A 20495-nucleotide genomic window follows, 5' to 3' on the forward strand; every position below is an offset into this window, starting at 1 on the left:
CTAGATTTAGGTGAAAAACCAGTCCACTTTTATAGGGGTGAATATACATATAAGGAATGGGACATGCAGATTAAACTGTGTAATTACTTAGAAAGGAGAAAATATATGTCTTTCACGATAGGAATGACGATTTTTGTATTCGTGATGACGATGGTAGTGATTTTTCTGAGACCCGGTGGGATGAATGAAGCCTGGCCGGCATCCATAGGGGCTTTGATCATCTTATTTATGGGGACTGTATCCCTATCTGATGTTGCAGATATCATTGATAAAATAGGGGGCGCGTCCATTACCATCATAGCCACCATTGTCATGGCAGTCATTTTAGAAAGCTTCGGTTTTTTTCATTGGGTGGCTGCCAGGATGGTGAAGTTGTCTAAATACTCAGGATATCGTTTGTATTGGTACATTCAATTGCTATGTTTCACCATGACCCTGTTATTCAACAACGATGGCAGTATTCTCATTACAACCCCTATCTTGATTTTACTTCTTAAAAATCTTCGATTAAAACCCCATGAAATGATTCCGTATCTATTGAGTGGCGCACTGATTGCCACCGCTTCGAGTGCTCCGATCGGAGTAAGTAATATTGTGAACTTGATTGCATTGGAGATTGTTCATATGAGTCTCTACATGCATACTGCCATGATGTTTGTACCTGCAACCTTGGGATTGGTATTCATGTCATTGCTAATGTTCATCGTATTAAAGAATAAGTTACCGAAGACATTACCAAGGTCCACTTATGATGTGGAAGAGCACTTTTTTACGAAGAATTTCCATCCGTTGAAAGGAACGATTTCTGTCGAAACGAAGAAAAAGCGGACAGCCTTCATGCTGAAAGTGTTACTGTTTGTCTTCATCATGCGCTGTCTCCTTTTCGTCGCTTCCTTCTTTGCGATCCCGATTGAATTGGTAGCGGTACTTGGATCAATCGTACTCCTGATATGGAGATGGTACCATTTAGGGACGAACCCGTTGGATATATTGAAAAAAACACCTTGGCATATTCTGATCTTTGCGTTTTCCATGTACGTCATCATTTATGGATTGCATAATGCGGGGCTGACGGATTTGCTGGTTACGCTTTGCGAACCGATCGTCAACCAGGGACTTATGCAGGCGAGCTTCACTATGGGGGGATTGGTTTCGATTCTTTCGAATATCTTTAATAACCACCCTGCACTTATGGTCGGGACGATTACCTTGACGGAAATGGGTCTGGATCCCATTACGCTCAAGACGATTTATCTTGCTAATGTCATCGGCAGTGATATCGGTTCCCTGCTATTACCGATCGGCACCCTGGCATCACTTATTTGGATGCATATCCTCAGACAAAACCATATTAAAGTCAGCTGGAAGGATTACTTGAGTGTATCCTTGATTGTCATCCCTGCTGCAACGGTCGTTTCTCTATTCCTGTTATTCTATTGGGTACAAATGGTGTTCGCATGATGAAAAAAAGCGGAGAACATTAGATTGTTCTCCGCTTTTGCATTTTACTATATTCCACATTCTAACCCTTTCATCTAGTCAGTAATTTATGATTCTTCACCAAAGCCAACGCTTCTTCATCGGCAATGACTGTCACATTCGAATGCCGGTTCAAGACAGAAGCGGGAAAGTCCTCTGAAATGGTCCCTTCCACTAACTTTTTCATAGCATCCTGCTTAGAATGACCAGAGGCGAGAAGAAGGATTTCTTTGCTTTTCAAAATGGATGCGATACCCATCGTAATGGCATGTGTCGGCACCTCTTCGATGGAATCGAAATACCGGGCATTGGCCTCACGCGTGGATGGTGTAAGTTCAACAATATGAGTGGGGGAATCAAAAGAAGTGCCGGGCTCATTAAATCCGATATGTCCATTGCTTCCGATTCCGAGCACCTGAAGGTCTATTCCTCCCTCGGAATGAATCTTTTCATCATATGCTTGGCATTCCCGGTCAAGGTCGGCGGCTTTACCTGAAGGAATATGCGTGTTTTCTAATGGGATGTCAATATGATTAAACAGGTTCTCCTTCATATAGTGACAATAGCTGTTGGGGTGGTTGCCGGACAATCCGATGTATTCGTCCAGATTAAAGGAAGACACATGCTGATAGGACGTCTTATTTTCCTGATGGTCATTGATCAAATCTTGATAAAGACCTTGTGGTGTGCCACCTGTGGCTAATCCCAGTGTGATTTTATTGCTTTTTTTAACTTTGGATAACAGATAGTCTGCCGCGACACGACTCATTTCCTGGTAGTCTTTTACTTCAATTAGTTTCATGAATGTCATCCTCTCGAAGATAGGCTGTTTTCCCTTTGCAGAGCGTTGAATACACATCTTTGTTTTCGTCCAGTATCACGATGTCTGCATCTTTAAGGGGAGCAAGGCTTCCTTTACGGTCATAGACCTGTAATTGCCTGGCTGGATTTTCTGAGGTCATTTTAATGGCACTCCTCATATCGCCCGTTGTGAATTCTTGAATGTTTGTAAAGGCATCTTTCATTTTCAGGACGCTTCCTGCCAATGTGTCTTCATCCAATAATGCCTTTCCGTCCTTGACCGTCACCATCTGGCCACCGAGATCATACTGGCCGTTCTTCAAGCATTTTGCTCTCATAGAATCGGTGATCAGGATTAAGCGTTCCTCTGAAATTACATTGAATGCGAGCTGGATCACTTCCGGTCGGACGTGGATGCCGTCTGAAATCAATTCCACCATTAATTCCTTTCGTAAGAAGGAGGCTCCGACAATGCCGGGCTCACGATGGTGTAAACCGGACATTTGATTAAACAAGTGGGTCACATGGGACAACCCGGCATTGATGGCTTCCCCTACTTCATCAAAGGTAGCGCTGGAGTGGCCGACTGAAGAAATAATCCCATGTTCCTTTAAGTAATGGATCAATTCATATTCATCATCCAGCTCAGGAGCCAGAGTGACTAACTTAATTTGGTCTTGAGATATGGCCTGCCAATGTTTAAATGTATCGATACTAGGCTTTTGGATACGGTTGAGAGGCTGTGCCCCCGCTTTGTCAGGATTGATGAAAGGACCCTCTAAATGGATACCGAGGATTTCTGCCTGACCTTCTGTTTGCCTCGAAGACATATAGTCCGAAGTAGCCTTCAATGCTTTTTCGATTGCACCGGATTCTTCGGTCATGGTCGTAGCGAGAAAGCTCGTGGTTCCTTCTTTCGGGAGGGTCTTTGTCATGGTATCAAGGGCTTCCTGTGATGCATCCATTGTGTCCGCGCCATTTACTCCGTGAATGTGTATATCTATCATTCCAGGGATAACACTATAACCATGGGGCAGATTTATCTCTCTATACTTATCTGAATGTGTTAATTGGGAGAGGTCACCGATTTCGGTGATCAGTCCATTTTCTATTTTGATAAATCCGTTTTCATATACGTCATCTTCTGCATAGATGATTCCGCCTAGAATAAGCAGGTTTTCTATATTTAAGGTCACTGATATCACTCCTTCGAGTACATTACACTTCTACAATACCACCAGAAAGTATAGATGTCTATACCAGTTTGAGTTCTGCATACATATTATTTAACGTGATTTGCGATAATATACTTATGAAAGAGAGACTTTATTCATAAAATTGGTATAGACATCTATTCCTTATTAATGATATGATTCTGCCTAAGCGCTTTCAATTGAAACTAAAGGAGAGAATAGTATGTTAGGTTTTTTACAACGAATCGGTAAATCACTCATGCTTCCCATCGCGGTCCTTCCGGCAGCTGCCTTATTGCTGCGCCTGGGTCAGGATGATCTACTGGGAATCGCGTTCATGTCTGAAGCAGGAGATGCCATATTTAAAAATTTAGCTTTAATCTTTGCCATCGGGGTGGCCATCGGGTTTTCGAAAGATGGAAATGGTACAGCCGGGTTAGCTGGTGCCATCGGTTATCTCGTGTTAACGGGTGGATTGAAGGCTCTGGACCCTGATGCCAATATGGCGATATTCGGCGGGATCATTTCAGGTGTCGTTGCGGGGTTACTATATAACCGCTTCAATGATATTAAACTTCCGTCTTGGCTCGGCTTCTTTGGAGGAAGACGCTTCGTTCCGATCGTGACGGCTGCGTCCATGGTTATCCTCGCAGGTATATTCGGGGTTGTCTGGCCGCCGATTCAGAGCGGGATCAATTCCATCGGTGAATGGATCATCGGGGCCGGGGCGACGGGAGTCGGTGTGTTTGGACTATTGAACCGCCTTCTCATTCCGGTTGGATTGCACCATGTATTGAATACACTTGTTTGGTTTGAATTCGGGACATTCAAAGATGCGGCAGGGGAAGTTGTGAAGGGGGATATTCCTCGATTCTTTGCAGGAGATCCAACAGCAGGAACGTTTCAGACGGGATTCTTCCCAATCATGATGTTCGGTCTTCCTGCAGCTTGTCTTGCCATGATCGTGACAGCAAAAAAACATATGCGTGCCAACGTAGCGGGTATGTTAATCGGACTCGCCGTCACTTCCTTCTTAACAGGGATCACTGAGCCGATTGAATTCAGCTTCATGTTCTTATCACCTGTCCTTTACGGAATTCATGCGGTCCTGACGGCGAGTTCCATGGTCATTACCTACGTTCTTGGCATTCATCATGGCTTCGGTTTCTCAGCAGGTGCCTTTGACTTCATCCTCAATTTCAGTATCGGTCAAAAACCTTGGCTATTATTAGGAGTCGGGATTCTATACGGAATCATCTACTTCCTATTGTTCACGTTCTTAATCAGAAAGTTCGATTTGAAGACTCCTGGTCGTGAAGATGATGCAGAAGAGGTTGTCTCAGATCATTCAAGAGGAAATAGTAAATACGAAACAATGGCTTCCCATTTTCTCCAAGATCTTGGCGGCAAAGAAAACCTGGCAGCAATCGATAACTGTGCCACACGTTTACGCTTGCAGATCAATGATGTCACGCTGGTAGATGAAAAGGCATTAAAGGCTCACGGAGCAAAAGGTGTGATGAAGGTGAATGACAAAAACCTTCAGGTCATCGTCGGAACGGATGTAGAATTTGTCGCAGACGAGATGAGGAAATTACACTAAATGAAGAGAGCCGGGTGAAACCCCGTCGGACTTTTTCTATAGACATCGGATAATTGCCTGTTATAAACAGTGTGAATATAATAAAATAGAACATACATCCGTTATATCGAAAGGAGAACAGTTCGTGGTTAATAAAAATTCTCCTCTTCCTTTGTATTATCAGTTAGAAGAACATCTTAAACAATTAATACAGTCTGAAGAGCTTAAGCCAGGTGATGCTCTGCCGTCTGAGAGAGAGCTTGCTGAATCGTTTAAAATCAGCAGGATGACCGTGAGACAGGCAATTACCAATCTTGTAAATAAAAATGTTTTATATAGAGAAAAAGGTAGGGGTACATTCGTCTCCCATCGGAAGATTGAACAAAGCCTGCAAGGATTGACAAGCTTCAGTGAAGATATGAAGAGTCGGGGGCTTGAACCTGGGAATAAATTATTGCACTTCGAGATTTCTCCCGCCGAAGATGATATCCGGGAACTTCTTTCATTAGAGGAAGATGAACTTGTGTATACAATGAAGCGTATCCGCCTTGCCAATGGGGAACCGATGGCTCTGGAAACGAGTTATATACCGGTGAGGCTCCTTCCTGGCTTGAATCAGGAAGTACTGGGAAAATCACTGTATCATTACATCGAAAGCGAACTGAATCTTCACATCAGCCACGCCACCCAATCAGTGGAAGCGGCGACTGTGTCGGATGCCGATACGAAGCATCTGAAGGTAAAGAGCGGGGAACCAGTCCTTTTCATTCAACGGGACTCATTCCTCGAAGACGGTACACCTTTTGAATTAGTGCGATCCGTTTATCGTGCAGATAAATATAAGTTTAAAATCAATTTGGACAGACTGTGAAAAAAGAGCAGGAGCCTTCAATGAAAGGGCTCCTGTTCTTTTTATTGTGTCGAAGTGATTGTTCATTTTGGATATATAAAAAGTAGAACTCCCCTAAGTATATTGGGGAGTTTCTTTAGTAGGAATACAAAACCCTTATTTCATCGTAATCTTTTAATAAAGAGTATCTCCGTAATAGCAGTATCAGCAATAGTGAAATAAGCGGAGAGTTTCCGGTTATATTCAAAATGAAAGTTGTTTAAAGGTTTATAAGCGGAGATTTTCCGCTTATGCAAAGAAAAATCACCCTGTACTGTATGCATTGGGATCAATAGGCGGAAAATATCCGTCTATTTCAGCTTTTTTAACTATTAAATACTAATGAAACGGAATTTTTCCGGCTATTTATAGCTCTGATGCTTAACCTGATTTGATCTTCCAAGCGATAAGTGCAGACCAGATTAGAACAATCAATACAAAATGCCTCTTTATAGTCCTTTGGTTAACAGAGGAATTCTCCTGCGGTACTTTTCAATCAACCGTTCGTTATGATCCTCTGCACCGTTTACATTTCCGCTCTTGAAGATCGGGGGCTCAAATCCTTCTTCCGCCATGTTTCCGATGGCGCCGGCCATGACACTATTCAAAATCGCAGCTCCGACGACGGTCGATGAAGGGGAGAATGGAACTGCCACCCGTTCATCATTCAGAATAGCATCTCCTACAACAGAGTGGTTATTAATGGCCAGATCTGTTACTTGACTCAAAAATTTTCCGCTCTCATGTCTGGATGTTTCATTTTCAACGTAGTCAAACGAACTGATGGATACAACATAAGCACCTTTTTGCTTCGCATGAAGAGCAACATCGAGGGGAACCGGATTCTTCCCTGAAGTAGAGATGACGATTACTACATCGTGGGTCTGAATGTCCTGTCTTTCCACGAATGTACCCGCGTATTCCCTGGATTTTTCTAACTGAGAAGATCGTACGGCTCCTTCATGAAGCATAAGTGGCTCTATCAGAATGGGGTTGATTGGAACGAGTCCACCTGCTCTGTAGAAAACTTCTTCAGATAGGATGTGTGAGTGACCGCACCCGAAGAGATGGATAATGCCGTCGTGTTGAATGCAAGAAGAAATTTTTTGGGCGAGTATGGCTAATTTATCAGCTTCCTCTGTTTGTACAATCTGCAGCTTTTCCTGTATTTTTTCAAAGTAAGTAGAAATCATGATTTTCCCGCTTTCCTGTTTTCTTTCAGCATAACATACTGATCATGAACATTTTCACACCTTATACCTGCCTGACTGGTAAGGATTTGCTATAGTTAGAAGTAAATCAATATGTAACAGGGAGGAAATGAATATGAAACAAGGAATAATCTCACTTGGAGAAGCCCTGATAGACTTTATCCCATTGGATGAACAGAGTGCAACCTATCAAAAAAGTCCAGGTGGAGCGCCTGCCAATGTGGCTGTCGGGCTGGCTCGATTGGGTGCAAGATCCACATTTTTAGGGAAAGTAGGTAAGGATTTATTAGGAGAATACCTGAAGGAGACCCTTACCGTTTATGGAGTAAGACCGAATCAACTCCTCATGACTTCAGATGTACGTACCGGTGTGGTATTTGTAACGAATGGAAAAGAGGGAGAACGAAGCTTTGACTTTTATATCGATCCGAGTGCCGACCGCTTCCTCGAAGTTGATGATATTGACGAAGGGGATCTCATCACCCATAAAATCCTGCACTTCGGTTCCATCTCCTTGATCAGCTCACCCGCAAAGGAAGCGACACAACATGCAGTGAAAGTAGCGAAAGAGAATGGTTTAATCATATCCTATGATCCAAATATCCGATTGGGATTATGGGATTCAGAGAAGTATGCTCTGGAAACGATTAAAAACATGCTGAATGAAGTAGATGTTTTGAAAATCTCTGATGATGAACTCCAATTCATTACTGGTGAAAAAGAGATTGAAGCAGGGGTGTCGAATCTAAGCAATGCTTACAATATTCCTTTAATGATCATCACGATGGGGTCAGAAGGAAGCTATGTGTACGTAGGGGGGGCGCGTCAGTATGTACCTGCCATGAAAGTACAAGCCGTTGATACGACGGGTGCCGGGGATGCATTTGTATCCGGTATTCTTTATTCCATCAATGACTACAAAGGGAATATTGAATCAATTTCATTAGAAGAAGCCGCACGCATGGCCCGGTTTGCTGCCGTATCCGGAGCGCTTGCAGCCTCAACCAAAGGAGCCATGACGGCGTTACCTTCTCTGGAGGAAGTAAAGAGTCATTTAGAAAAATAGACGATACATATGCAAACCAGAAATAGGCTGCCGCATGGGGCAGCCTATTTCTTTTTTCAAACGATTCAATAGATGTTATAGTAAGATAATATAAAACGGATTTCATGAAAGGATTTTTCATCATGACCTATAAAATGATAGTACTGGATTTAGATGATACATTATTGAGAGATGACCAAACGATTTCAGAGCGAACAAAGGATGCTTTGTTTCAAGCCCAGGAAGCAGGGGTGAAGGTGGTCCTGGCATCTGGCCGTCCTACTTATGGAATGCGGTGGGTAGCGGAAGAATTAAAACTGAATCAATACGGAAGCTATATCCTTTCCTTTAATGGATCGAAAATCATAGATTGCAAGACAAACGAAGAGAAATACAGCCGGACACTTTCAACTGAGACGGTTCACCGCTTATATGATTTAAGTAAACGAGAAAATGTAGGTATTCTGACTTATGCAGAAGACGCCATTATAGTAGAAGAAACAAATCAATTTGCTTCTATAGAAAGTGAACTTACAGGACTGCCGGTGAAGGTCGTTCCTGATTTCAAGGAAGCCATCACAGGGCCGGTCGTTAAAGCTCTTATGTTAAAAGAAGCGGATCGCTTGGTCGATGTGGAGAAAAAACTTCAAACCGAACTTGACGGTGAGCTAAGTGTAATGCGATCGAAGCCGTTCTTCCTTGAATTCACTCAACTTGGTGTGACAAAAGGAGCAAGCCTGGACTACCTGATCAAGCCTATGGGGATTCATCCAGAAGAAGTGATTGCCATTGGGGACAGCTATAACGACCTGTCGATGATTGAATTTGCCGGTCTCGGGGTCGCAATGGGAAATGCACCGCAGGATATTAAAGAGAAGGCGGACTACGTCTCATCTTCGAATATGGAAGATGGCGTAGCGGAAGTCGTTGAAAAATTTGTTCTGAATGAATTATCCAAAGTTTGATGATTAGCCATTGACCGGAGTCCTTGAGGGGATTCCGGTCATTTTTTTGTTTGTCAAAGAATAAAAGGAAAAAAATGTATAAAAGTGTTCTTTCTATGATACTATTAATAGAAACATTAAAGTGGAGGACAGGCTATTGAAGGTTATCGGAGGTATATTGCTTAAATTCCTATTGTCCGTAATGGGGATCATTTTTATCGGGGGATTCCCGGTCCTTCTCTCAGGGTTAGGTGAACGTGAGCTGAGAGTAAGGGAATATTGGCAATCCGTAAAGGAAATTGTTTATGCCCTTTTTCATACAGGGGATTTGACATATATGGTGATCGGTGGACAAAAGGAAAGAGATTTATTCCCGTATTTGTGGGAACCGATTATCTATTCGCTGATCGTGTTATTTTCCGCATTTCTTCTTGCAAGCTTCTTGAGCATTTCCCTCACGATCCTCACCATGTTATTTTCAGAAAAGAACAGAAACCGGATCAAGTTCTTCTTTTACCTTTTTGAATCGATCCCGGATGTGCTGGTGATCTTACTTTCCCAGCTTTTCATCCTGGCACTGTACAAGCAGACAGGAATCTTGTTTTTTGAAATTGCGTCTGTCGCGACGGAGAAGATCTATCTTCTTCCTATCCTGGTATTGGCAATATTACCGACGGTTCAGTTATTCAGGGTTTCAATTCTTTCATTTGAAAGTGAGGAAAGAAAAGACTATGTGACGCTGGCTCAATCAATCGGATTGGGGAAACTCCCGATTTTAACCTTCCATATATTAAGAAATGCCATCATTTCTGTCTTTTTTCAATCGAAGAAAACGGTATGGTTTATGCTGTCGAACTTATTCGTTCTGGAGCTGCTGTTTAATATTGCCGGGATCACCCGATTCCTGAAATCGACGCTGCAGCCCAAAATGTTTACGATCGCCATCCTTTCGATCTTCATTCCCCTTTTTATATTTTATTCGGTGGGAGAAGTGGTACTCTCGAAAAAAGCTAATAAAGGGGAGGAGATTTAGTATGAAGAAAAGTATCTGGAGGAATCCGTTCTTTCTTATTGGATTTACTTTCATTGCCGTAATGATCGTGTCCAGCATCGTTTATTCCATGCTATGGGGCAACGAGGTCCGCAGGCTTTACTTTATTTCTGTAGAAGGATCTGTCGTTGAGTCTTCCCCGATTTCTCCTAAGTGGCTATTCCCATTCGGGACCGATGCCCAGGGACTGGATATGTTCGGCAAAATCATCATCGGTGCAAAGTATACGATGCTTACGGCATTTGTCATTGCCTTTTTACGGGTATTCCTGGCCATTCCGTTAGGTTTGATACTGGGAACATACCTGATGAGATATAAAAAATACATTAACGGCTGGATCGATTCCTTTCATTACATTCCATTGACGATTCTTGCTTATTTCCTGCTGTTCCCCGTCCTGTGGGAGCCGTTTGACGGCTTTTCCACTTCCATCGTGGAGCGTTTTGTCATTGAAATTCTCATACTGACCCTGCTCATCGTCCCGATTCTCTCTGCGCTTCTCGGAAATGAAGTGTCTTTATTGTATAAGCAGGAATTCATTATGAGCGCCAAAACACTCGGTGCCGGAAGATGGAGAATCATTTTCAAACATATCCTGCCCTCTATGAAAGAGAAGCTCGTCTTATTATTAGGGCAGCAATTCATGCAGACACTCATCATCTTTATTCATCTGGGATTACTCACGTTGTTCCTTGGCGGTACCGACGTGGACTATCAATTGGTACCCGATCCACCAAGATCGATCACGTATGAATGGTCCGGTCTGATAGGCGATTCCTTCCGGTACCTTCAGGGGGCACCGTGGATCCCCCTGACACCGATCCTGTTTTTTTCAGCGACTATGCTATCCGTTTCCCTCATGATTGAAGGGTATGTACAGACAACGAGCGGGCGGTCCCATTACAGGGAGAAGTTCAAAGCAGCTTATCGCCCGGTGAAGGAAGAGAAGGTGAGACAATTGGACAAGTCTGATTTTCAGAAGATGAATATGTGAAAGAATGGAGCATAATAATGGATGAGTGGAGCTTGGGACATTGGTAAAAACTTCATTCACTTTAGATGTTTCATGTAAATGGATATGGGGAATATGTTTACACTGAGTAAACAAAACATACGATTTCATTTACAGCGTTTTCATTTTTTGCCCCGGAAATGGGAATAGTTGGGGAGTTCACTTATTGTTCAATTTTCCATTTTCCTGATAATCCTTTCTGAATAAGGCATCTGCGTGGTTATCGGCAGGCTTTGTCGAATCCCCATGAAATATTTTTGTTACATTTACCGCAAATTGTTATACACATGAAATTAATTTTTGTTATAATACTCGTTGTTGATTCAAATGAATTTACATTGGCTAAACATTTTCTTAATGAATTTACATTCATAGATGCTCTAACTTAAATACAAAAGTAAAAAGGTGATGAAGTATGAACTTCTTTAAAAGACAATTTGAAGATATGCGCACTGGGAAGTTATCGTTCTTCTTTACAGTCGTAGTATTATTTTGGATTAAGACATATGCAGTATATTTAGCCGAATTTAACCTGGGAATACAAAATGCGCTTCAGCATTTTCTTTTATTTCTAAACCCGTTAAGTTCAGCACTTTTATTCTTTGCCATCGCATTATTCTGGAAAGGCAGGGGACGGTATATTGCATTCATCGTCATTAACTTGTTAATGTCCTTTGTCCTGTATGCGAACGTTGTGTACTACCGTTTCTTTAATGACTTTATTACGGTACCGGTACTACTTCAGGCAAAGACCAATAACGGACTTGGCGGAAGTGCTCTTGAACTTATAAATCCTGTCGACATCCTGTATTTCTCTGACCTGTTCATTATCATCGGACTGATGGTCCTGAAGAAAGTAAAGCCACAGGAAAAGCTGCGTTTCCGTTCTGTATTTGCGGTTATGACATCGGCAGTCCTTGTGTTCTTGCTGAACCTTGGCCTTGCGGAAATCGACCGTCCAGAACTGTTGACACGAAGCTTTGACCGTAACTATCTTGTGAAGTATCTTGGTACTCACAACTTTACGATTTATGATGTCATCCAGAACTCCAAGACGTCTGCAAAGCGTGCCCTTGCAGACAGCAATGAGGTTTCAGAAGTAGAAAACTATGTAAAAGCAAACAAAGTGGAACCGAACCCTGAATACTTCGGTAAAGCGAAAGGGAAAAACGTCATTTATGTTTCGATGGAATCCCTTCAGAACTTTGTCATTGGTAAAGAAATCAATGGTCAAGAGGTAACGCCTTTCCTTAACTCGTTAGTGGAAAAAGAAGATGCGATCTACTTCGATAACTTCTTCCACCAGACGGGCCAGGGGAAAACATCAGATGCTGAGTTCATCATGGAAAATGGATTATTCGGATTACCTCAGGGTGCCGTATACATGACGAACGCCAACAACACATTGCAATCAGCGCCTGGGATCTTAAAAGGTGAAGGATATACTTCAGCGGCGTTCCACGGAAACTATAAGACATTCTGGAACCGTTCTGAAATGTATCGTACGATGGGATATGATGAGTTTTACGATGCAACATATTATGATATGAGTAAACCTGAAGAACAGCTTCCGTATGGATTAAAGGATAAACCGTTCTTCGAAGAGTCCATGCCTATGCTTGAGAAATTACCAGAGCCGTTCTATACAAAATTCATTTCTCTTTCCAATCACTTCCCGTTCGACCGTCATGAAAATGATACGGACTTCGAACCAGGTCAATTTGGAGATGGAGTAGTGAACCGTTATTTCCAAACGGCCAACTATATGGATTCAGCACTGGAACAATTCTTTAATGATTTAAAAGAAAGTGGTTTATATGAGGATACTGTCATCGTCCTTTACGGTGACCACTATGGTATCTCTGAAAATCATAACAAAGCAATGGAGCAAGTAACTGGCGAAGAAATCACAGATTTCAAAAATGCCCAGCTTCAACGTGTTCCATTATTCATCATCGCTCCTGGAGTTGAAGGTGAAGTCAACCACACATATGGTGGTCAAGTCGACGTCCGTGAAACATTATTCAACCTTCTTGGGGTGAATAACAAAGACTACATCAGCTTCGGTCAAGACTTATTGTCTAAAGAACGTAAGCAGATTGTTCCGTTCCGTAACGGTGACGTCATTACTCCTGAATACTCTGAAATTAAAGGAGTATGTTATGATAATGAAACAGGTCAACCTGTTGAAGAAGGAAGCAACGCATGTGAAGATGCGACGAAAGAAGCTAATAAGCGTCTGGAACTATCAGACAAGGTCGTATATGAAGACCTCCTTCGCTTCTACAAGCCTGAAGGCTATAAACAAATTGATCGTTCAGATTATCAATATATAAACCCAAATCCGAAGAGCACCGAGAACCCTGAAGCAAATCAGGAAGGCTCTCACGAGTAATTTCGGGAACCATAAGCCAGCCCTTTACGCCATGATGGCGGAGGGCTGGTTTTTTTGTTGTGGACTTAATATGGCTGGAGGTTCAGCTGCTGATTAATTGTGAAAAATCAGCAGCTGAAAAATCGAAGGAAGTAGACTGCTGAATGATAAAGCCAATTCACCTGTTAAAAACATCAAAGAATTCACCTGCTGAATATACCTCAAGTATCAACAGGTGAACGAACACACAAGATGCGATGATCACTTATGACCGTTTTTAAACGTATATTGATTGAAAATGACTATTTTTGATTGATTTTTGCAAACGTTATCATTATAATGAGGATATCAACAATCGGAGAAAGAGGGGAAATACCATGTTAACCGAGGAGCGGCATCGAATCATTTTAGATTTGTTGAGGGAGAAGGAAGCTATTAAGATCCAGGATATTGTGGACGCCACTAATGCTTCCGAGTCAACGATTCGCAGGGACTTAACTCAGCTGGAGGATGAAAAATTCCTTAAACGGGTTCATGGAGGTGCATCCAGGCTTCAAGGAAAGCTGAAGGAATTGAGCGTTTCTGAAAAATCATCCAGAAACTTTCATGAAAAGCAGGTAATAGGTCAATACGCGGCCTCGCTGGTGGAAGAAGGAGACTGCATTTATCTGGACGCTGGAACAACGACGCTGAGCCTCATCGACCATTTACCTGAAATTGATATTGTTGTTGTCACGAATGGATTGACCCATGGGGAATCTCTAATTCAAAAAGGCTTTAAAACCTATATGATCGGAGGTTGCATTAAGCCGGTAACAAAAGCGATGGTTGGAAGTGGAGCCATCGAAGCCCTGCGACAATACAGATTTGATAAAGCCTTTATGGGGGCGAATGGCGTCCATGAGCAATATGGATTTACAACACCTGACCCGGAAGAGGCACAGGTGAAGCGCTTAGCGATTGAGTTAGCAAGGGAAGCCATGTTTCTTACAGACGGGACAAAATTTGGAGAGATCGCTTTTAGTAAGATCGTGGATCTCGATAGAGCGATGATCATCACAAACGGAATGGATGAGGAGCATCGCACAACGATGATGAAACAAACGACGATAAAGGTTGTGACACCATGATTTATACATTAACGCTGAATCCTTCTGTGGATTATATTATGGAACTGGACTCCTTTCAAAAAGGCGGTCTGAACCGGAGTAGTATGGAAAGTGCCTTTCCGGGGGGGAAGGGAATCAATGTCTCACGTGTCTTGAACGTATTAAACGTCAGTAGTGTGGCTCTCGGGTTTGCAGGTGGATTTACCGGGGAGTATATTAAACAATTCTTAAGCAAGGATGACATCCGCACTGATTTTGTGGAAATAGAAGAAGCCTCACGCATCAATGTAAAGGTGAAAGCGGACGATGAGACGGAAATTAACGGAAGAGGCCCTGCTATTTCCAAGGAACATATCGGGCAGCTTCTCGAACAAATATCATCCTTAACATCGGATGACATGATAGTACTGGCAGGAAGCATACCAGGTTCAGTGCCGAAAACATTTTATCAGGAGATTGCAGCGCAATGTCAAAAGCAGGGGACGAAAGTGGTCATCGATGCTGAAAAAAACTTAATTCAACCTGTTCTTAACTTGAAGCCATTTCTCATCAAGCCAAATCATCATGAGCTTGGAGAAATGTTTGACACTGAAATCGGCACCATTGAAGAGGCGGTTCACTACGGTAAGAAACTTAAGGGATACGGTGTTGAAAACGTCATGGTCTCCATGGCTGAAAAAGGTGCGCTCTTACTGACTGGCGACGAAGTATATTATTCTTCTGTACCAAAAGGAGAATTGAAGAGTTCAGTAGGTGCCGGGGATTCCACGATTGCAGGATTCCTTGCCGGCCTGTCGAGGGGCTGGAACGTTGAAAAATCTTTCCGACTAGGAACGTCAGCCGGATCAGCGACCGCTTATTCCATTGGGCTTTGTTCAGAGGATAAAGTGGAAAGCTTATTTGAAGAAATTCAGATTACGAAATTATAAAGGGGGAATTACAATGAGAATCACTGAATTGCTGACAGAGGAGACAATTCAGCTTCATTTATCTTCACAAACCAAAGATGGTGTCATTGACGACTTGGTCTCCGTTTTGGATAAAAGTGGTAAATTGCAAGATCGTAAAGAATTTAAAAAAGCGATATTGAATCGTGAAGCACAGAGTACGACGGGTATCGGGGAAGGGATCGCCATTCCTCATGCGAAGACATCGGCTGTTAAATCACCGGCCATTGCATTCGGTAAATCTGAGGATGGAGTAGACTATGAATCTCTTGATGGTGCACCGGCTCACCTTTTCTTCATGATTGCAGCAACAGAAGGGGCGAATCAAACCCATCTGGAAGCGTTAAGCCGACTCTCATCCATGCTGATGGATATGGATGTCCGTCAAGCACTTCTCAAGGCAAAGTCGAAAGAAGAAATCCTGGAGATCATTAACCGTCACGATGGGGAGGAAGAAGAGGCTCCCATTGAAAAGGCAGACAGTGGAGAAATGATTCTTGCAGTAACTGCCTGTCCGACTGGTATTGCCCATACCTATATGGCAGCAGATGCACTAAAGGCCAAGGCAAAAACGATGGACTTAAATCTAAAGGTAGAGACAAATGGTTCAGGTGGTGCAAAGAATATTCTCACTACAGAGGAAATTGAAAGCGCTACAGCTATTATTGTCGCAGCCGACACGAAAGTGGAAATGGACCGGTTCAAAGGAAAGCACGTCATAGAAGTACCGGTTGCAGAAGCGATCAGACGTCCTGAAGAACTATTGAATAAAGCGGTGAATCAGGATGCTCCTCTATATAACGGGGGAAACCAAGAAAAAGAATCCAATGAGGGATCCGAGAAGAAACAAAAGTCCGGATTCTATAAGCACCTGATGAATGGTGTATCCAATATGCTTCCGTTTGTTGTCGGAGGAGGAATCCTGATTGCGATCTCATTCCTATTCGGTATACAGTCAGCGAATCCTGATTCTCCGGAATACAATGAATTTGCCGCTATCTTGAATACAATCGGGGGAGGCAATGCCTTTTACCTGATGGTTCCTGTCCTTGCAGGATTCATCGCCATGAGTATTGCTGACAGGCCCGGCTTTGCCCCTGGTATGGTTGGTGGATTGATTGCAGCAACAGGGCAAAGCGGATTTTTAGGTGGAATCATAGCCGGTTTCTTAGCCGGTTATGTGGTGCTTGGAATCAAGAAGTTAACGAATAAATTCCCTCCGGCACTGGAAGGGATCAAACCGGTCTTGATTTATCCATTACTCGGTATTTTCATTACTGGGTTCATCATGCTTCAATTCCTGGTCGAACCGTTAAGTGCCGTCAATACCGGTATACAGAACTGGCTGGACGGTCTCGGAACAGGAAATCTGATCTTACTTGGGTTGATCCTTGGTGGAATGATGGCAGTCGATATGGGAGGACCGATCAATAAAGCGGCATTTACTTTCGGGATTGCCATGATTGAAGGTGGAAATCTTGCTCCCCATGCGGCCATCATGGCAGGAGGGATGGTTCCTCCGTTAGGATTGGCCTTGGCTACGACAGTATTCAAGAAGAAATTCAATGATAGTGAGCGAAAAGCGGGTATTGCCGCTTACTTTATGGGAGCTTCCTTCATTACGGAAGGAGCGATTCCATTCGCTGCAGCCGACCCATTCCGGGTGATTCCATCGATTGTAACAGGTTCTGCAATAGCCGGTGCCTTGACCATGTTCTTTGGGATCGGGCTGCCTGCACCCCACGGAGGATTATTTGTCTTCCCTGTAGTCGAGGGGAATCCATTCTTATATCTACTTGCTGTACTGATTGGCTCCGTGATAACAGCACTTATGGTAGGGTTTTTAAAGAAGCCGGTTAAATGAACACGCAAAGAACCAGGTAAACATTTGTTTACCTGGTTCTTTCATGTTTAGACTTTTGTAGCATTACATACTTATACGAAAGAAGAACGGGAGGGTGGATGCCCTCCCGTTCTTCTTTCTATAGTTAAAGGCTTTCAATTTCCACATCATTGATTCCTTCAATATCGGAAATTGTATAGTAAATGTCCACTGTCTTTTTTCGGAAGTCGACAATGATCTTTAGCTCCAACAGATGCTGCTGATTTTTTAAGTCTTTGATTCTGATACTTTCAATGGCGATTTCTTCGTCTTTGATCTTTTCAATGATAGATTTGATTTCCCGCTTCTCTGTAATGGTGGCTCGTAAGGATAATTCTTTTTCCCGCAGTCGTTTGGGTCCCAAATAGGTAATGATGATTGGTACCACCTCCACTGAGACGATCAAGAGGATGACCCCGGCAGTTGCTTCAAAATAAAAACCCGCACCGACGGCGATCCCAATTCCCGCTGCTCCCCAGATCATGGCGGCTGTCGTCAATCCAGATATACTGTCGTTCCCTTTTCTCAGGATGACACCTGCTCCTAAGAATCCGATCCCCGAAACGATCTGTGCTGCCAAACGAAGAGGGTCCATGGTAATATTCACCTTGTCAGAACCATCGGCAAGATAAGCTGATTCCATGGACACTATTGTCAATAAGCAGCTTACAATACAAATAACCAGTGATGTCTTCAGTCCCACAGGCTTTCGTTTCAATTCTCTCTCAAGGCCGATGATCAATCCTAATATGGCCGAAACGCCAAGCTTTATCATGAAAGTCGTATCTAATAGCTCCATCCGTCCCCCTCCAGTCCTCCAAACCTTCTCCCGAAAAAAAACTGTAGAAATCTTACCCGGCTGATTATAAAATAAGAGCATTGAACACCACAGATCAGGAGGTCTATCATGTCAGAAACAAAGATTAACCCATATCTCATACTTGCTATTGGAGTCATCTCCGTTTCTACGTCTGCCATTTTAGTGAAGGTCTCAAGTGCACCGGCAGGCGTATTGGCATTTTATCGACTGTTTTTCACAGTTCTTTTAATGTCCCCGGTATTTTTCTTAAAGTATGTGAAGGAATTGAAACTTATTACTCTAAGGGATTGGATGTTTTCGATTCTGGCGGGAGTATTTCTGGCTTTTCACTTTATACTCTGGTTCGAGTCTTTACAATACACTTCAGTGGCTAGTTCCACTGTACTTGTAACATTACAGCCATTATTTGCATTCATCGGTGCGTATCTATTCTTTCAGGAGAAGTTGACAGGAAAAGCTCTACTGTCTGCAATTTTAGCTGTGGCTGGCAGCTTCATTATCAGCTGGGGGGATTTTCGAATAAGTGGGAGTGCCCTTTGGGGTGATGTTTTAGCATTGGCAGCATGTGCCCTCGTGACGGGGTACCTTTTATTCGGCCAGGCAATCAGAAAACGGTTGTCCCTTATTACGTATACTTATCTGGTATATGCCATTAGCTCGGTCGTCCTATTCATTTATGCCCTTACCCGCTCTGAAAGCCTTGGTCCATATCCTAAAGAGGATTGGATATACTTCGTCCTTCTTGCCATTATCCCAACCCTTCTCGGACATTCATTGTTCAACTGGTCGTTAAAATGGTTAAGCACTTCAACCATATCAATGGCCATCCTATTTGAACCAATCGGTGCTTCCATCCTCGCTTATTGGCTCTTAGGGGAAAAAGTGATTATGACCCAAGTGTTAGGAGGGATGGTGATCATCATTGGTGTCACTCTCTTTCTAATAGAAGAAAGGAGACTTAAGAAGATGGTTCAACAAGTCAGTGAGGTGAAGACAGATGCACTTTAGAAAGGCTGAGTTGCATGACGCGAAAGGGTTGGCGTCCGTCCATATTAATAGTTGGAGAACCACCTATCAAGGAATCGTTTCCCAAGAATATCTCCAATCCTTATCCATTGGAGAGAAAGAAGACAAGTGGGTGCAAATTCTCTCAGGAGCTCACGATACGTATGTCTGTACGATGGAAGACAATGAAATCGCCGGTTTTGTTTCAATCGGGAAAGAGCGTTCAGGTGTATACGAAGGAGAGTTATATGCCATCTATATCTTAAAGGAATATCAAGGCAGAGGGATTGGTGAGAAATTATTTGAACTGGCCATCAGCAAGCTGAAAAAGCAGGGATTCAACTCCATGTGGATATGGGTGCTGAAAGAAAACCCCTCTAAGCACTTTTATTACAGATACAAACCAATATTGGTGAAAGAAGAGAGATTAAAAATAGGAAAAGAATTTCATCAGGAAGAAGGTTTATTACTGAAATTCAATGAAATAGAAAAAGAGTAAGGAGTCGGGGCTCCTTACTCTTTTTCATGAATACATAAGGATAATCATGAAAATACGTATGTAAAACCGGAAAATACAAATGCCATGACAACAGACATGATAAAAGTCATTCCTCTTACAGGAACAGTGCTCTCACAGATGATCAGGGCTTGTACATAGGAATACGCAAATAGATACACAGCCATAATGTAAGATAGAAATAATGCAAGGTTTGGAAGCATGAAGAGGGATCTCCTTTCGGATATGCGTAGTATTACTATATATATGAAGAAGAACCATGTTAAAGAACATCACAGTACATTATTAATTTTTTAAAGTTTTCCTTAAAAATATATTGCAATAGCATTAACAGCGTGTTATATTAATAAACGTCGCTGATACAGCAAATAACGTTTTGAAAAATAAATGAAAAAAAGCTATTGACGCGAGAGTGAAAGATGTGTTAAATTAATAAAGTCGCTTCTTTAAGAAGTGGGCGAACATTGAACCTTGAAAACTGAACAAAACAAGACAATACGTCAACGTTAATTCTAGATTTATTTTAAAAGAGCTACTCAAACTTTTATCGGAGAGTTTGATCCTGGCTCAGGACGAACGCTGGCGGCGTGCCTAATACATGCAAGTCGAGCGGATTGATGGGAGCTTGCTCCCT

General features: G+C 42.6%; 18 protein-coding genes. 13 read left to right on the top strand and 5 right to left on the bottom strand.

Going from position 1 to position 20495, the window contains the following annotated elements; genetic code table 11:
• Positions 1 to 105: 105 nt before the first annotated feature.
• A complete protein-coding gene (locus KYJ26_RS05220; RefSeq protein ID WP_219166272.1) occupies positions 106 to 1461 on the top strand; it encodes an arsenic transporter in 1356 nt (451 codons plus the stop codon).
• A gap of 70 nt (positions 1462 to 1531) precedes the next feature.
• On the opposite strand, the gene nagB is transcribed toward KYJ26_RS05220, so the two are convergent.
• Both nagB and nagA read right to left on the bottom strand, forming a co-directional pair.
• A complete protein-coding gene (gene nagB / locus KYJ26_RS05225; RefSeq protein ID WP_219166273.1) occupies positions 1532 to 2281 on the bottom strand; it encodes a glucosamine-6-phosphate deaminase in 750 nt (249 codons plus the stop codon).
• A complete protein-coding gene (gene nagA / locus KYJ26_RS05230; RefSeq protein ID WP_308807544.1) occupies positions 2268 to 3476 on the bottom strand; it encodes an N-acetylglucosamine-6-phosphate deacetylase in 1209 nt (402 codons plus the stop codon). The genes nagB and nagA overlap by 14 nt, the downstream gene beginning before the upstream one ends.
• A 220-nt stretch (positions 3477 to 3696) precedes the next feature.
• Between nagA and nagE the strand changes: the two genes are divergently transcribed.
• Both nagE and KYJ26_RS05240 read left to right on the top strand, forming a co-directional pair.
• A complete protein-coding gene (nagE, locus tag KYJ26_RS05235) occupies positions 3697 to 5076 on the top strand; it encodes an N-acetylglucosamine-specific PTS transporter subunit IIBC (protein ID WP_219166274.1) in 1380 nt (459 codons plus the stop codon).
• 124 nt (positions 5077 to 5200) lie between these two features.
• Positions 5201 to 5926, top strand: coding sequence for a GntR family transcriptional regulator (locus KYJ26_RS05240; RefSeq protein WP_219166275.1), 726 nt, complete (start codon positions 5201 to 5203; stop codon positions 5924 to 5926).
• 467 nt (positions 5927 to 6393) lie between these two features.
• Here KYJ26_RS05240 and KYJ26_RS05245 read toward each other — a convergent pair whose 3' ends face one another.
• Positions 6394 to 7137, bottom strand: coding sequence for an SIS domain-containing protein (locus KYJ26_RS05245; RefSeq protein ID WP_219166276.1), 744 nt, complete (start codon positions 7135 to 7137; stop codon positions 6394 to 6396).
• A gap of 133 nt (positions 7138 to 7270) precedes the next feature.
• On the opposite strand from KYJ26_RS05245, the gene KYJ26_RS05250 reads away from it, so the two are divergent.
• The 8 genes from KYJ26_RS05250 to KYJ26_RS05285 all read left to right on the top strand — a co-directional run bounded on the left by KYJ26_RS05250 (position 7271) and on the right by KYJ26_RS05285 (position 17501).
• Positions 7271 to 8221, top strand: coding sequence for a carbohydrate kinase family protein (locus tag KYJ26_RS05250; protein WP_219166277.1), 951 nt, complete (start codon positions 7271 to 7273; stop codon positions 8219 to 8221).
• A 122-nt stretch (positions 8222 to 8343) separates the two neighbouring features.
• Positions 8344 to 9165, top strand: a complete 822-nt coding sequence (locus KYJ26_RS05255; RefSeq protein WP_219166278.1) for a Cof-type HAD-IIB family hydrolase — start codon at positions 8344 to 8346, stop codon at positions 9163 to 9165.
• A gap of 136 nt (positions 9166 to 9301) precedes the next feature.
• Positions 9302 to 10177, top strand: coding sequence for an ABC transporter permease subunit (locus tag KYJ26_RS05260; RefSeq protein WP_219166279.1), 876 nt, complete (start codon positions 9302 to 9304; stop codon positions 10175 to 10177).
• A 1-nt stretch (position 10178) separates the two neighbouring features.
• Positions 10179 to 11189 carry an ABC transporter permease gene (locus tag KYJ26_RS05265; protein ID WP_219166280.1) on the top strand — a complete coding sequence of 337 codons (1011 nt, stop codon included), beginning with the start codon at positions 10179 to 10181 and terminating at the stop codon, positions 11187 to 11189.
• A 433-nt stretch (positions 11190 to 11622) separates the two neighbouring features.
• Positions 11623 to 13602 carry a lipoteichoic acid synthase gene (gene ltaS / locus KYJ26_RS05270; RefSeq protein ID WP_219166281.1) on the top strand — a complete coding sequence of 660 codons (1980 nt, stop codon included), beginning with the start codon at positions 11623 to 11625 and terminating at the stop codon, positions 13600 to 13602.
• A gap of 356 nt (positions 13603 to 13958) precedes the next feature.
• On the top strand, positions 13959 to 14711 hold the full coding sequence (locus tag KYJ26_RS05275) for a DeoR/GlpR family DNA-binding transcription regulator (protein ID WP_219166282.1): 753 nt from the start codon (positions 13959 to 13961) through the stop codon (positions 14709 to 14711).
• Positions 14708 to 15619 carry a 1-phosphofructokinase gene (pfkB, locus tag KYJ26_RS05280; RefSeq protein WP_219166283.1) on the top strand — a complete coding sequence of 304 codons (912 nt, stop codon included), beginning with the start codon at positions 14708 to 14710 and terminating at the stop codon, positions 15617 to 15619. The genes KYJ26_RS05275 and pfkB overlap by 4 nt, the downstream gene beginning before the upstream one ends.
• Positions 15620 to 15632: 13 nt before the next feature.
• Positions 15633 to 17501, top strand: a complete 1869-nt coding sequence (locus KYJ26_RS05285) for a PTS fructose transporter subunit IIABC (RefSeq protein ID WP_219166284.1) — start codon at positions 15633 to 15635, stop codon at positions 17499 to 17501.
• 124 nt (positions 17502 to 17625) lie between these two features.
• Here the strand turns inward: KYJ26_RS05285 and KYJ26_RS05290 are convergent, their stop codons facing one another.
• Positions 17626 to 18318 (bottom strand): MgtC/SapB family protein, encoded by a 693-nt coding sequence (locus KYJ26_RS05290; protein WP_219166285.1) that lies wholly within the window; start codon positions 18316 to 18318, stop codon positions 17626 to 17628.
• A gap of 108 nt (positions 18319 to 18426) precedes the next feature.
• Between KYJ26_RS05290 and KYJ26_RS05295 the strand changes: the two genes are divergently transcribed.
• Together KYJ26_RS05295 and KYJ26_RS05300 are read left to right on the top strand one after the other, a co-directional pair.
• Positions 18427 to 19347, top strand: coding sequence for a DMT family transporter (locus KYJ26_RS05295; RefSeq protein WP_219166286.1), 921 nt, complete (start codon positions 18427 to 18429; stop codon positions 19345 to 19347).
• Positions 19337 to 19843, top strand: coding sequence for a GNAT family N-acetyltransferase (locus KYJ26_RS05300; protein WP_219166287.1), 507 nt, complete (start codon positions 19337 to 19339; stop codon positions 19841 to 19843). Before KYJ26_RS05295 ends, KYJ26_RS05300 begins: the two co-directional genes overlap by 11 nt.
• Positions 19844 to 19887: 44 nt before the next feature.
• Here KYJ26_RS05300 and KYJ26_RS05305 read toward each other — a convergent pair whose 3' ends face one another.
• Positions 19888 to 20064 carry a hypothetical protein gene (locus KYJ26_RS05305; RefSeq protein WP_219166288.1) on the bottom strand — a complete coding sequence of 59 codons (177 nt, stop codon included), beginning with the start codon at positions 20062 to 20064 and terminating at the stop codon, positions 19888 to 19890.
• Between the last annotated feature and the right edge of the window lie 431 nt (positions 20065 to 20495).

Source organism: Rossellomorea orangium (genome assembly GCF_019334305.1).
Lineage (GTDB): Bacteria > Bacillota > Bacilli > Bacillales > Bacillaceae_B > Rossellomorea.

Excerpts from the sequence above, each read along its gene's own strand:
- KYJ26_RS05250 (WP_219166277.1), top strand. The coding sequence starts at position 7,271 with ATGAAACAAGGAATAATCTCACTTGGAGAAGCCCTGATAGACTTTATC.
- nagE (WP_219166274.1), top strand. The coding sequence starts at position 3,697 with ATGTTAGGTTTTTTACAACGAATCGGTAAATCACTCATGCTTCCCATC.
- KYJ26_RS05285 (WP_219166284.1), top strand. The coding sequence starts at position 15,633 with ATGAGAATCACTGAATTGCTGACAGAGGAGACAATTCAGCTTCATTTA.
- KYJ26_RS05275 (WP_219166282.1), top strand. The coding sequence starts at position 13,959 with ATGTTAACCGAGGAGCGGCATCGAATCATTTTAGATTTGTTGAGGGAG.
- KYJ26_RS05265 (WP_219166280.1), top strand. The coding sequence starts at position 10,179 with ATGAAGAAAAGTATCTGGAGGAATCCGTTCTTTCTTATTGGATTTACT.
- nagB (WP_219166273.1), bottom strand. The coding sequence starts at position 2,281 with ATGAAACTAATTGAAGTAAAAGACTACCAGGAAATGAGTCGTGTCGCG.
- KYJ26_RS05245 (WP_219166276.1), bottom strand. The coding sequence starts at position 7,137 with ATGATTTCTACTTACTTTGAAAAAATACAGGAAAAGCTGCAGATTGTA.
- ltaS (WP_219166281.1), top strand. The coding sequence starts at position 11,623 with ATGAACTTCTTTAAAAGACAATTTGAAGATATGCGCACTGGGAAGTTA.
- KYJ26_RS05220 (WP_219166272.1), top strand. The coding sequence starts at position 106 with ATGTCTTTCACGATAGGAATGACGATTTTTGTATTCGTGATGACGATG.
- KYJ26_RS05305 (WP_219166288.1), bottom strand. The coding sequence starts at position 20,064 with ATGCTTCCAAACCTTGCATTATTTCTATCTTACATTATGGCTGTGTAT.
- KYJ26_RS05300 (WP_219166287.1), top strand. The coding sequence starts at position 19,337 with ATGCACTTTAGAAAGGCTGAGTTGCATGACGCGAAAGGGTTGGCGTCC.
- pfkB (WP_219166283.1), top strand. The coding sequence starts at position 14,708 with ATGATTTATACATTAACGCTGAATCCTTCTGTGGATTATATTATGGAA.
- KYJ26_RS05290 (WP_219166285.1), bottom strand. The coding sequence starts at position 18,318 with ATGGAGCTATTAGATACGACTTTCATGATAAAGCTTGGCGTTTCGGCC.
- KYJ26_RS05255 (WP_219166278.1), top strand. The coding sequence starts at position 8,344 with ATGACCTATAAAATGATAGTACTGGATTTAGATGATACATTATTGAGA.
- KYJ26_RS05295 (WP_219166286.1), top strand. The coding sequence starts at position 18,427 with ATGTCAGAAACAAAGATTAACCCATATCTCATACTTGCTATTGGAGTC.